The sequence below is a fragment of the Leptolinea tardivitalis genome, from assembly GCF_001050275.1.
Lineage (GTDB): Bacteria > Chloroflexota > Anaerolineae > Anaerolineales > Anaerolineaceae > Leptolinea > Leptolinea tardivitalis.
On the sequence record NZ_BBYA01000009.1, the window covers coordinates 208,697 to 221,126 of the forward strand.

Genomic DNA, 12,430 nt, shown 5'->3' on the forward strand with positions numbered 1-12,430 from the left:
CGTTACCCCCAGTATCGCTTCAATTTGTTGGATGAAAGGATATCAAATATCCTGTCGTCACTGCGATAGGACAGATATTCTTCCACATCCTTTGCAGCAGCCCAGGCTTTATATTCACCGGCAGAGATTATTCCTTCCGCCAGGCAGGCAAATTCATGGAATCCACCATATCGTGAAAGGTTCTTTGGTTCGAGGTCAGATGGGTTGAATGCCCGGACATCCAATACCGTTTCAGCACCGGGTGAAAAGAGGAATATCTTGGCCATATGTGGAAATGCGGTGATAAAACCGACTCCTTCCATTCCGGAAGTTCGGAGCCGGTTCATAAAGTCCTCTTGTGTCTGATGGCATTTCCCCCACTCATACAGCTCAGGATTCTGTCTACCTGTGATTGACAGGAAGTAAACCTTGAAAATCGACTTCCCGTCAGGCAATCGAAGAATATCATCTCCAACAAGCCTGGCGTGATACGGATTACATTCCCTGATTTCCAATGGTCAAAATCCCTGCCAGTGAGTCTTATTTTTTCTTCCCGGCGGCTTTTTTCTGATTTTCCACCATTCGGTAAATCACAATTCGTCGAATCAAATCGAATGGTATGGGCTGATCAAAAGGAAATTGTACCCCGCCTTTTGAATGGGGGTATTTTGATATCTCATCCTTGAACGCTTCAAGCCCGGAAGGTGCCGGAAAGAAGCCGATATGGTTCTTGAATGCGGCAAAATGCACCAGGTTGCCGTTCAGATAGAACGTGGGCATCTGGTAGCTGATCTTTTCGGTTGCCTCGGGGGCTGCTTCCTTAATCACCGCACGGATTTCCTGCAGCTTCTTCTGGATCTCATCCGGAAAACCGGAGATATAGTCATCTATTGTCGCATATCCGGTTTTCGGTTGATCCATAAAGCCTCCTGATCAGGAATGGTGATCCTTGCGGCGGTAATGGTCTTGCAGACTGCGGTAGTGGAGTTCCTTCTGACGCATCGCCTTGATAGCCGCCACGGCCGCTGCGGCTGCGGAGAGTGTGGTCAGCAGGGGCACATTCATGGTGACAGCCGCCGAGCGGATTTCTGCGCCATCTGAATGGGATTGCGGTCCCAGCGGAGTGTTGATGATTAACTGTACCTGACCGGCGCGGATAAAGTCAACCGTATGTGGAGACCCGTCCGCCATCTTGTTGACCTTTTGCACCGGAAGGCCGACTTTTTCAAGGAAGGCGGCTGTACCGGGTGTGGCCATCAACTGAAAGCCCATGCGGTACAGATCGCGCGCCAGTTTAAGCCCGGCGCTCTTGTCATAGTCATTCACACTGATCAGCACCGTCCCGCTTTCGGGCAGGCCGGTTCCAGCGGCTATTTGTGACTTGGCAAAGGCGTGACCAAAATGCGCCGCATGCCCCATCACTTCTCCGGTTGACCGCATTTCTGGACCCAACAGCGTGCTGGAGCCGGGGAGTTTCTTGAAGGGCAGCACGGCTTCTTTAAGGAAGAAACCGTCCACCTTGGGTTCTTCGGTAATGCCGATCTCTTCCAACGAACGGCCGGCCATGACCTGTGCGGCGGCATACGCCAGGTTTAATCCGGTTGCTTTGCTGGCAAAGGGAACAGTGCGGGAAGCGCGCGGATTTACCTCCAGCACATAGACCATTTCGTCTTTCAGGGCGAATTGAACATTCATCAACCCTTTGACCTTCAATGCCAGGCCGAGTTGTTCTGTGTACTCGCGCATGATGCCCTGATGATAGGTGCTGACTTTATACGGCGGCAGTACACAGGCTGCATCACCCGAATGTACCCCGGCCTCTTCAATATGCTGCATCACGGCGCCTATGACCACCCGCTCTCCATCTGCCAGAGCATCAACATCGATCTCAAAGGCATCTTCCATGAACTTGTCGATCAGGATCGGCTGTCCGGGGGCGGCTTCAATGGCCTTGCTCATGAAACCAGCCAGTGCTGATTCATTCTCCACAATGGCCATAGCCCGTCCACCCAACACAAAAGACGGTCTGACCAGCACCGGGTAGCCGATATTGGCCGCCACTATGCGTGCTTCTGCCAGTGAACGGGTGATGCCATTTTCTGGCTGGGGAATTTCCAATTCCTGTAGAAGATGGGCAAATTCCTCGCGGTCTTCTGACAGTCGGATGGATTGCGGCGATGTACCCAGTATCTTCACCCCGGCAGCTTCCAATCCGGCCGCAAGGTTGAGGGGTGTTTGTCCGCCAAATTGCACAATCACACCCACCGGCTGCTCACGGTCAACAACATTCAACACATGTTCCAGCGTAAGGGGTTCAAAATACAGGCGGTCGGCTGTGTCATAATCGGTGGAAACTGTTTCCGGGTTGCAGTTATACATGATGGTTTCAAAACCCAGCTTTGACAGGGCAAAAGCCGCCTGACAGCAACAGTAATCAAATTCAATTCCCTGACCGATGCGGTTCGGACCGCTGCCCAGGATGAGAATTTTCTGCCTGTCATCCGGTCTTGACTCATCTTCCATCTGATAGGAGCTGTACAGGTACGGTGTCTGAGCTTCAAATTCGGCGGCGCAGGTATCCACACGTTGAAAGGTCGGAATGACGCCGGTTTTCTTCCTCAATTCGCGGAGTTCTCCGGCGTTCATGTTCCACAGGCGGGCGATATGACTGTCGGCAAACCCCATGCGTTTGGCGGAAAGCAACAGGTTGACCAGTTCTTTCCCCTTCAGGTTGCTGTCTGCAATCTTTTTTTCCATCGAGGCAATCGTTTGTAATTCCGTGAGGAACCACAGATCATATCCGCTTGCCTGACTGATATCTGCCAAAGAAGCCCCCTGTTTAATGGCGCGGTATACCTTGAACAATCGGTCTGCAGTGGGGCTGGCCAGTGCGGCTAGAGTGATCTTTTCTTCGGTTTCTTTTCCATTAAGACTGTCAACACCGATTTCCAGTGATTGAACTGCTTTGTTCAGGGCTTCCGGGAACGTCCTGCCGAGAGACATCACCTCGCCGACGGATTTCATTTGCGGGCCAAGAACGGGATCTACACCGGGGAATTTTTCAAATGCCCATCGCGGAATTTTGACCACTACATAGTCCAGAGACGGTTCAAATGCGGCTTTGGTCTGCCTGGTAATATCGTTGGTGATTTCATCGAGTGTACAACCGACAGCCACGAGGGCGGCCAGTTTGGCAATGGGAAAACCGGTTGCTTTGGACGCCAGAGCAGAAGACCGGCTGACGCGCGGATTCATCTCAATGACCACCACCCGGCCATTCTGCGGGTTGACGGCAAATTGTACGTTTGATCCGCCTGTCTCCACACCGACGGCCGTCAAAACACGATGGGCCAGATCACGCAAGATCTGGTATTCGCGATCGGTGAGGGTTTGCGCCGGGGCGACGGTAATGGAGTCACCGGTATGAACGCCCATCGGATCAATGTTTTCGATGGTGCAGATAACTACGAAATTATCTGCCTTATCGCGCATCACTTCCAGCTCATATTCCTTCCAACCGGTCAGGTTCTCTTCGATCCAGGCCTGTCCGATGGGTGATTCACTGGTGGCTTTGCGGATGGCTTCCGGAAGTTCCTCCGGGGTATTGACCCATGATGCTCCTGATCCACCCAGAGCAAAGGATGCCCGTACCAGCAGTGGATAACCGATCTCATTCACCAGGGTTTCCGCTTCTGCCAGCGAATGAGCGGCACCCCCGCGCGGGATGGGTATGCCCGCTTTCTGCATGGTTTCGCGAAAGAGCAGGCGGTCTTCGGCAGCTTTAATGGCCGGCAGATTGGCTCCAATGAGTTTGACGTTGTACTTATCCAGAACACCATTTTCACTGAGCGCCAGTGCCAGGTTCAGTCCGGTCTGCCCGCCAATAACGGGCAGCAGAACATCCGGTTTCTCCTGTGCAATAATGGCTTCAAGAGCGTCAGGGGTGAGGGGTTCAATATAGGTGGCATCGGCGATTTCCGGGTCGGTCATAATGGTGGCAGGGTTTGAGTTGACCAACACAACGCGGTATCCTTCTTTGCGTAATGCTTTCACGGCCTGGGTACCGGAATAATCAAACTCGGCCGCCTGACCGATGACAATGGCACCCGAACCGGGGATCAGAATGGTGTGGATATCGGTGCGTTTAGGCATGGTTTCCCCCGTTTTTTATCATTGTAAAAAAATCAGCAAAAATATTATGAGCATCGTGCGGGCCGGGGGCTGCTTCAGGGTGGAATTGCACACTGAATACCGGTTTGTCTTTCAAACGAATGCCTTCCAATGAGTCATCATTCAAACTGCGGTAGGTGATCTCCACCTCAGCGGGATCCAGGTCTTCAGGTACCACACAGTAATTATGATTCTGGGCGGTGATCAAAACTCTGCCGGTCGGCAGGTGTTGAACAGGGTGATTGCCGCCGTGATGACCAAACTTGAGACGGCAGGTACCGGCTCCCAACGCCCGGCCAATCAATTGATGGCCCAGGCAGATGCCGAACAGGGGCGTACCGGCGGCAAGTATTTCCTGGACGGTTTGTACCAGATAGGGCAGGCCGGCCGGGTCGCCGGGTCCGTTGGAAAGAAAGATTCCATCAGGGTTTTCCGCCAGTACATCACGGGCTGGTGTGTCTGCCGGATAAATGACAACCTTTGCCCCGAAGGAAGCCAGATGCCGCAGGATGTTCTTTTTAATACCAAAGTCGAATGCGGCAATAGTCAGAGTTTCTCTGTCACTGGAATGTTCATCAAGGGTGATCGGTGGAACCCATTTGCTGCCGGTATCTTCTGTCCAGGTGTAAGGCTGATGACAGGTGACTTCTTTGACCATATCGCACCCATCCAGCCCCGGCCAATCACGGGCCATTTGAAGCAATGTTTCCGCCGGAGTGCCCCGGGTGGAAAGAGCTGCTTTTTGTGTGCCGCCATCACGAAGTTTGCGGGTTAGCCAACGGGTATCCACGTTACTGATTCCCGGAATCCCTGCCTGTTCCAGCCAGTCAGATAAAGGCAGTACCGAACGCCAGTTGGAGACAGCCGGGCTGAGCTGGCAGATCACAACAGCAGAGATCTGCGGCCGGGCGGATTCGTCATCTTCAAGGTTGATGCCTGTGTTTCCGATATGCGATACCGTGAACAGAACACCCTGCCCGTGGTAAGACGGATCGCTCATGATTTCCTGATAACCGGTCATGCTGGTGTTGAATACCAGTTCGAAAACGGCGTCGGTTGCGGCGCCAAATGCCTGGCCTTCTATAATAGTTCCATCTTCCAAAACGAGAGTTGCATTTTTCACAGATCTGCTGCTCCTTCACTTGACTGGTTCGCCGGGGTAAAAAAACAGCCCTTCGGGAAGAAGGGCTGTCTGGTTTGACGTTATCATACAACACCGCGGCAATCAGGCCGCCATCCGAAACCCAAACATCCGCTCTTCTTTATGGAAAGCGGTTCGATTGCCTCGAGCTCGGATCATCATAGTCTGGTCTGCCATATTGCGCGCTATTCTATCACACCCATTCTGAAAACTCAAAGTAAGAGGTCAGACCAATCCCCATTGTTTTCGCAAAGTATCAAACACCCCGGCACATGTGATCGTGTCTTTCCAGGGGATCAAATCGCTTTCTATCTTCCCTTTCTCGAATAATTCGGCGCAATGGCGGGCTTCGTAGATAAATCCATTGGGAACACGTTCTTCGAATCGGGCTGTCTGTTTGTCTTTAATATCAAACAATCTGGTTTCCATAGGCCCGCAGCAGTTTTCCACTGTGATTTTCCCAGACGTGCCATAAATAATGGCGTCATCATACGCGTGGGCATTAAATCCACAGGAAAAACTGGCAAGCCTGCCGCCCGGGAATAACATGGCGGCGGCGGCTGATTCGTCTACATGTGTGGGGGCAAGGCTGGCAACTCCGGTAACCTGGATGGGATCAGCGGCGAAAATCCCCGTCGAGAACTCTATGGGATAAACCCCCAGGTCAAACAGACTTCCTCCAGCCAATTTGGGGTTATACCATCGGCTCTCGGGATCATATTTACCCAGAAAATGAAAATTGGCCGATATTAGAGTCACATTGCCAATTTCCCCTTCACGCACCCATTCCTGCGCTTTTCGGTAAGCCGGCAGACAACGCGTCCACATGGCTTCCATTAATAATGTGTTATTCCTCTGAGCCAGACCGGTTAATTCTTCGGCTTCTTTTCGGGTAAGAACCAGGGGTTTTTCGCAAAGCACTGCCTTGTGGTTGTTGAGGCATTCTTTAACAATTTCATAATGGAAGTTATGGGTTACGGCAATGTAAATAATATCAACATCAGCATCTGCGATAATATCGGCATAATGGCCGTAGGCTTTTTTTGCCCCGTATTTTCTGGCAAAAGCATCTGCTCTTATCTGCTCCCGGGCGGCAACAGAGACCAATTCAATGTTTTTCTCCCTGTTGACGGCATCGGCAAATTTATTGGCAATTTCTCCCAGTCCGATAATGCCATATCTGATTTTCATTCGTAATCACCTCCACCTGACTATGGAAACCGTTGTATGGATTTTTCTGTAAAAATTCACATGTCCATCGTTGAATCATTCGTTAACATAAGAATCGTTTTATTGGTTGGAAATGTATATCACTCTGTTAATAGCAGGATAATCGCAAAGACAAATTTTTTCAAGAAAGAATACAGGTTCCCTGAATTTTCTGAGCATGTCAACCCAACGGGAACATTCTTGCCAAATCTCGAGGTAAATTCTCGGCCTGACTATATAGATCAGGGTACATTAATGCTTCCATCCACGGCTGGGGATTCTCTCTGGGGGTAGTAAAAAGATTCGTAGATAAGGCACTTCCAGTAATGGCTCCGGCAACCAGGAAGTCGAAAATGTAATTATGCCTTTTACTGGACTTCCAATTTTCACGAAAACACCACCACTGACATTTCTCACAATTGAACAGATAAGAATACCGATGATTTTCCATCAACTTTCGGGTATGCAAATCCATTCGAACGCTTTGCGAAGGTTGAAGTACAGATACTTTCAAATTGCCGCCACATTTTGGACATCTCGAAGGTTGACCGGGTTTCTTGGAAAAGGAGGTTCGTATGTTATAGACCGTAAATTCAGAATAAACCGGAATGGTTGGACGGATACTTCCTCCCCGATTGTTTACTGTTTTGTCGTCGTCTAACAACCGCGTATCTGAATTGTCTACGCCAGACCTGAAGTTGTCAAAATTCAGATTCCCGGTAAAAAGGGGAATAGATGATGAGGAAGTGTTCGATTTTTTCTGAAATGAAGGGGCTGTTGGTAAAAACGTGGATCCATTGGATGGGGAGTTTACTTTCACTGTTGTTTTATCCTGTACTGACTGACTTTCCTCCGGCATGGTCTCCAAAAAGAACACTCCGGCTGCGATCACCATAATTAAGGTAATCCATGTTATCCATGCCGTTGCAAATCCGCCCAACAGTGAACCAGTGATTAAAACAATGGACAGAACCCGTACCGTCGAATTGGAAAACCCCTGTTTTTTTGAGATTCTAAATTCACCTTTAATTAAGGCTGCTACCCCAATAATGACAAGAATCATAGAAAAAACCATTTCTTCACCCCGCATCAGGTTATGAATTTTCCAAACCTGTAATTTTATTTAAGTATACCGGTTATGGAAAAATGCTAAAAAATAAATATAAAAATCTGCCTTGTTGGCCTGAATAATTAATTAACCGAATTCGTATGCTTTCTTCTTATACTAAAGGGAATTAATATACAGTCTGCTGCCTGGCACCTTTCCCTACCTGGAAAGTCAGGTTGGGTTTTATTTCTTTTTCGGGAACGATTCTTCAAAAGCGGTTATGATCTGATCCCATTCCTGGTTAGCTGCCTCATCAATTGTTTGACGACCTGGATCGGCTTCAAACCAGTCAATCGCGCGTTTGACGCCTTCCGCCCAAGAGACAGTGCATTTGAAATCTGGCACAAATCGCTTGATTTTGCTGTTATCAAAAACCACACTGTTCGATTTATCGCCGATCAGCGAACCGGTGTACTCACCATCCCAGGCGGCCAGCCAGTTGGAGGGAATATAAACCGGGTTCAGTTTTACACCATAAGCCTCTGCTGTCTGCTCATAGAGTTGATTCCAGGTCAACACTTCATCAGACGTGATATGGAAGGCTTCCCCAATGGCGGCCGGCAGGCCGAATAATCCCACCAGTCCGATAGCAAAATCAGCATTCCAGGTGCACACCCAGAGCGATGTGCCGTCACCGGGGATGATGACTTTCTTTCCATGTTTGATGCGATCCAGCATGGTATAGGGATGCTGCCAGCTGCCTGTGCACAGGGGAACCTGTGTAAGCCCATAGGTAAGCGATGGGCGAATGATGGTGACAGGGAATCCGTTACGGTGATATTCATCCAACAGACGAGTTTCGCAGGCAATTTTGTCGCGCGAATACTGCCAGTAAGGATTCTCCAATGGTGTCTCTTCAGTAATTCGGTAGTTCTTGACCGGTTTCTGATAGGCACTGGCCGAACTGATGAAGATAAACTGCTTAACCTTTCCCTGGAAGAGACGGATATCACGCTCAACATCCTCCGGGGTGAAGGCAATCCAGTCGACCACAACATCAAACGAATGCGGTGCCAGAGTAGCGGCGAGTTGGTCGAAATCACCATGCACGTCAGCCGTCAGGAGCTGAGCGCCATCTGGAATGGGGATTTTCTTCGTCTGAGCACGGTTTAGGATAGTCAGGTCATGTCCGCGTTTGATAGTGAGGTCAGAGCAGGCTGTGCTGATCAGTCCGGTTCCGCCGATAAAAAGGATTTTCATAGTGGCGACTCCTGAAAGAGGATGGACATTGTCAATTGACCAGGAATAATTGATTTAATAATAACAAAAAAGCCAGTTTGGCATGGACTGGCTTTTTTGTTCAATTTGGCAAAGGTTTTTTTACCGCCGGGTAGCGATTTTGACCAGATTCTCGTTGACTACTTTACCATCCTTATCCACAAGTCCAAAATCAAGGGCTTTGTATGTCCAGATGGCATGACCAATTTGAAATTCATTCAGTAAGTCTACTATATCGCTCGTCCAATTCAGGCGGGTGGACATGGGGGCGACTTCATATACACCAAATTCACCACAAAACACCGGCTGGTTGATCTTTCTGGCAAACTCCACTGCTGGAAGTAATTTTTTCTTCAAATAATTCCGGTTGAATACTGTGTCAACCTCGTCTTGAAGATTGAAACCGGAATAATTACGAATGATTTTTTCCAATCCGTCCGCCTTCTGGCCGGGATATTCGATTGTATGGTTGTACTCCGCCAGAACAGGCAGCCAGGGAGCTTTCTGGTGGGTAATGGTCAGAGGCAGATAATAATGGAAGGTGTAAAGAATCTCCTGATCTTTCAATACTTCAAGATTCTGCAGTTCATCGGCTGAATTGAAATAATTGCCGCCTATCACGATCAGACGGGCAGGGTCAATTTGCCGGATTTCTTCGACAATTTTCTTATACAGGGAAATCCAGGGTGAGCTGTCTGGCAGGGTGATCTCATTCAGCAATTCAAACGCCAGAGTGTCTTCCATTTGACCGGCGAAATGTTGGTTGATCAACCGCCAGAGGTTGATCAACCGTTCTTGCAGGGCCGGGGTGTCAAACAGGCTTGTTTCTACCTTAATGTCAAAGGCAAATCCTGGCGCTTTATGCAGGTCGAGAATGACACGCAGGTTATTTTTCTGGCACCATTCCAGGGCAGAATGAATATAATCCAGGCCGCTTGGTATTAATTTGCCCGGATGGTTGTCATCTTCGATCACCGGGTAATCCACCGGCAGACGAACATGGTCAAACCCCCAGTCGGCAATCCGACGGATATCCGGTTCGGAGATAAATGTTTTGAAATGTTGGTGGTCAAAAGACGGATATTGTGAAATCCAACCGCCCAGGTTAATTCCAGTCTTTAATGAAGTTTTTTTCATTTGCCAATCCTTATATTGAAAAATGATATATTCCCCAAATTGCCTTTATCCATTATTCGGAACAGACAACCTTTTCCGGCAGATCACTACATTATTACAAGGTTTATTAAAAACGAACAGGTGGATTCAATGTCGAATCCACCTGATATTTGATTTGACTCTCGTCATTTTTCCGGAAAATCAGACCGGAAGAAATCCGCCCAGGGTGGTCGAAATGTAAATATAACCATTTCCGTAAACCCAATAATCCACAAAACCCATAGGGTGATTTCTCCGCGAGTTGAGTAGTTGATCATTTCAAGACCCGGCTCGAATGAGGACAGGATGACACCAATGATCAGTAATATGATATTGGCATAAATAATCTCCAGCGGGATGGTGGGCATGGGTTTTCCATAGAACGCGGGGGCGATGTAATAAACTATGAACATGACCCAGGGTAAAACCATGGACGTGATCACACGGGAATAAAGGAATGACACCGGATTGGAAATCTGGGTGCTCCACAGGAAGTATTCGGCAACAGATGCCAGCGAATATGCCAGAAAGCCGATCTTGGCATGCTGCATAAATGATTCATTGGTGCCGCTGAAAACGGCAACAATAGGCCTTTTTACCCAGTCATATGAAAAATGCAGGATAAGGAATAACACCCAGAAAATCACAATTTTGATGATGATGTGAAGCACGGCAGGTGACATTTTTTAAATCTTTCAGAGAAAATGATGAAGGTTATTTCTTTTGCAGGGTATACAAAGGAAGCCAGGGGATGAGAACCGGAACAGATTTGGAGTATTGCTGGAATTCCGGCAGGTTTCCATAGCGGGAAATTTGTGTTTTTTCCAATCGTTTTGTCGAACCGAACATGATGTAGACAATACACGCCATTCCAATAATGCTGATGATCCATTCCCATACAGTCTTATAAAATCCGATCCCCATCACCCAGGTACCAACCCAAAAGATAATCTCCCCCAGATAATTCGGGCTGCGAACCACACTGTACAATCCGGTATGACAGAAAGTATTCGGATTTTTTAGTTTGAAAGCTGATTTTTGCCTGTCTGCAATCCCTTCGAGGATCAGTCCGCCAATCATCAGAACCAATCCCAGGAATTGGAATATCCGTCCGGCAGGTGCTGGTTGGTATTCTGTTTCGAGGCTGAAAAGAAGGGGAGATACCATCATTAAGTACAGCACACTCACAGATATCCAGATGGCGAATTTAATGGGAAGAGTGATGCCGGTATATTCTTTATCAATACGATCTCGTTCTTTTTGATACCCTTTGCTCATTTCCCGTCTGGTCACAAAGATACCAAGGCGCAAGCCCCAGAAGATGATGGCGGCCGATTGGAGCAGGATCAAGACTGTGGCATTTTTCCACATGAGTATGACGGATAATATGATCACCGCCACAATCGAAAATGCATACCCTATATTAAGGAAATACACCATCCGGCGAAAGCCGACTGCGGTGACAGCCAGGGTGATAATCGCCAGGATGGGAAGTATTGTGAGTAATGAGTTTGACATGTGTTCTCCGAATAATTCAGACAGGGTGAATTACGAATGTATTGTGTTTTGATTAGCCAACTGTTCGCGTAAGTAATCGCGCACGGTGCGGGATCCTATGGTTGGGCAGGTCAAGTCTGTTGTGCTTGCCCAGAGGAGGAACCGGAAAACACTCCACAGAGCTGGATTGAATGGTTTCATAACCGATAAAAGCACCTTAAAAGCCGGTATAGATAACATTGTCAGTTTTGGCGGCTTTTTTAGTAAGTCAAAACACAGGTTGGCAATTTCGGTATAGGTAAATTGCTCAGGCCCGCCCACATTGGCGATCCGATCATCGGGAGAGAGATTCGCAGCAATGAATTCTGCCACATCGCGCGGGTGAACCGGACTGAACCGAAATTCTTCGTCAGTTTTGATCAGTGTAATTGCACCTTTTTGAGCCGAGGTCATGAATGTTCGCCAAACGTCCGTAAAATAACTGGACGGACGGATAATCAGGTAGTGAAGCCCGCTTCTGGTAAGCTCTGCCTCAAAATCATACTTGGCTCGTAAAAGCGGAACGGAAAGATCAGTATCCACACCGGCAACAGAAATATAGATAAATTTTTGAATGCCCATTTCCTTTGCGGCATTCAACAGGTTCAAGTTGCTGCCATAATCAACATCCCTGAAATCTGTCAATTTCTTTGGACGGCCGATACCCACTGTAGTCACTACCAGATCGGCTGATTTAAGGATGTTTTCCAGTCCATCCGGTAGACGGAGGTCAATTGAATGCAAACCGGCCAATTTTGGCCGCAGCGGTTCAAGACGTTGGGTGTTCATATCCATGGCCACAACATCATGACCCTGTTGCATCAATACAGTAGTCACTTCATATCCGAGATTTCCGGCTGCGCCGGCTACGACAATTCTCATTTTTCCTCTCCGGTGTTTTCTTAATGGAAAAC

General features: G+C 48.4%; 11 protein-coding genes. All 11 read right to left on the bottom strand.

Features of this window, described 5'->3' with window-relative positions:
* Nucleotides 1–2: 2 nt before the first annotated feature.
* Nucleotides 3–326 carry a hypothetical protein gene (locus LTAR_RS08265; RefSeq protein ID WP_062421727.1) on the bottom strand — a complete coding sequence of 108 codons (324 nt, stop codon included), beginning with the start codon at nt 324–326 and terminating at the stop codon, nt 3–5.
* 193 nt (nt 327–519) lie between these two features.
* A complete protein-coding gene (locus tag LTAR_RS08270) occupies nt 520–900 on the bottom strand; it encodes an iron chaperone (RefSeq protein WP_062421728.1) in 381 nt (126 codons plus the stop codon).
* A gap of 12 nt (nt 901–912) precedes the next feature.
* The gene (gene carB, locus LTAR_RS08275; RefSeq protein ID WP_062421729.1) at nt 913–4,131 is read right to left on the bottom strand and encodes a carbamoyl-phosphate synthase large subunit; all 3,219 of its coding nucleotides are present in this window, start codon (nt 4,129–4,131) and stop codon (nt 913–915) included.
* Nucleotides 4,124–5,272 (bottom strand): glutamine-hydrolyzing carbamoyl-phosphate synthase small subunit, encoded by a 1,149-nt coding sequence (gene carA / locus LTAR_RS08280; protein WP_062421730.1) that lies wholly within the window; start codon nt 5,270–5,272, stop codon nt 4,124–4,126. Before carA ends, carB begins: the two co-directional genes overlap by 8 nt.
* A gap of 243 nt (nt 5,273–5,515) precedes the next feature.
* Nucleotides 5,516–6,481, bottom strand: a complete 966-nt coding sequence (locus LTAR_RS08285) for a Gfo/Idh/MocA family protein (protein WP_062421731.1) — start codon at nt 6,479–6,481, stop codon at nt 5,516–5,518.
* Nucleotides 6,482–6,680: 199 nt separating this feature from the next.
* Nucleotides 6,681–7,574: a hypothetical protein gene (locus LTAR_RS08290; RefSeq protein ID WP_139044462.1), complete on the bottom strand. Its 894-nt coding sequence runs from the start codon at nt 7,572–7,574 to the stop codon at nt 6,681–6,683.
* A 216-nt stretch (nt 7,575–7,790) separates the two neighbouring features.
* The gene (locus LTAR_RS08295; protein ID WP_062421733.1) at nt 7,791–8,807 is read right to left on the bottom strand and encodes an SDR family oxidoreductase; all 1,017 of its coding nucleotides are present in this window, start codon (nt 8,805–8,807) and stop codon (nt 7,791–7,793) included.
* Between the two features lie 120 nt (nt 8,808–8,927).
* A complete protein-coding gene (locus LTAR_RS08300; protein ID WP_062421734.1) occupies nt 8,928–9,962 on the bottom strand; it encodes a glycoside hydrolase family 5 protein in 1,035 nt (344 codons plus the stop codon).
* A 164-nt stretch (nt 9,963–10,126) separates the two neighbouring features.
* The gene (locus tag LTAR_RS08305; RefSeq protein WP_062421735.1) at nt 10,127–10,663 is read right to left on the bottom strand and encodes a hypothetical protein; all 537 of its coding nucleotides are present in this window, start codon (nt 10,661–10,663) and stop codon (nt 10,127–10,129) included.
* 31 nt (nt 10,664–10,694) lie between these two features.
* On the bottom strand, nt 10,695–11,498 hold the full coding sequence (locus LTAR_RS08310; protein WP_062421736.1) for a DUF1295 domain-containing protein: 804 nt from the start codon (nt 11,496–11,498) through the stop codon (nt 10,695–10,697).
* Nucleotides 11,499–11,528: 30 nt separating this feature from the next.
* Nucleotides 11,529–12,398, bottom strand: a complete 870-nt coding sequence (locus LTAR_RS08315; protein ID WP_062421737.1) for an SDR family oxidoreductase — start codon at nt 12,396–12,398, stop codon at nt 11,529–11,531.
* Nucleotides 12,399–12,430: the final 32 nt, after the last annotated feature.

Excerpts from the sequence above, each read along its gene's own strand:
- LTAR_RS08265 (WP_062421727.1), bottom strand. The coding sequence starts at position 326 with ATGAACCGGCTCCGAACTTCCGGAATGGAAGGAGTCGGTTTTATCACC.
- LTAR_RS08285 (WP_062421731.1), bottom strand. The coding sequence starts at position 6,481 with ATGAAAATCAGATATGGCATTATCGGACTGGGAGAAATTGCCAATAAA.
- carB (WP_062421729.1), bottom strand. The coding sequence starts at position 4,131 with ATGCCTAAACGCACCGATATCCACACCATTCTGATCCCCGGTTCGGGT.
- LTAR_RS08300 (WP_062421734.1), bottom strand. The coding sequence starts at position 9,962 with ATGAAAAAAACTTCATTAAAGACTGGAATTAACCTGGGCGGTTGGATT.
- LTAR_RS08310 (WP_062421736.1), bottom strand. The coding sequence starts at position 11,498 with ATGTCAAACTCATTACTCACAATACTTCCCATCCTGGCGATTATCACC.
- LTAR_RS08290 (WP_139044462.1), bottom strand. The coding sequence starts at position 7,574 with ATGGTTTTTTCTATGATTCTTGTCATTATTGGGGTAGCAGCCTTAATT.
- LTAR_RS08295 (WP_062421733.1), bottom strand. The coding sequence starts at position 8,807 with ATGAAAATCCTTTTTATCGGCGGAACCGGACTGATCAGCACAGCCTGC.
- LTAR_RS08315 (WP_062421737.1), bottom strand. The coding sequence starts at position 12,398 with ATGAGAATTGTCGTAGCCGGCGCAGCCGGAAATCTCGGATATGAAGTG.
- LTAR_RS08270 (WP_062421728.1), bottom strand. The coding sequence starts at position 900 with ATGGATCAACCGAAAACCGGATATGCGACAATAGATGACTATATCTCC.
- LTAR_RS08305 (WP_062421735.1), bottom strand. The coding sequence starts at position 10,663 with ATGTCACCTGCCGTGCTTCACATCATCATCAAAATTGTGATTTTCTGG.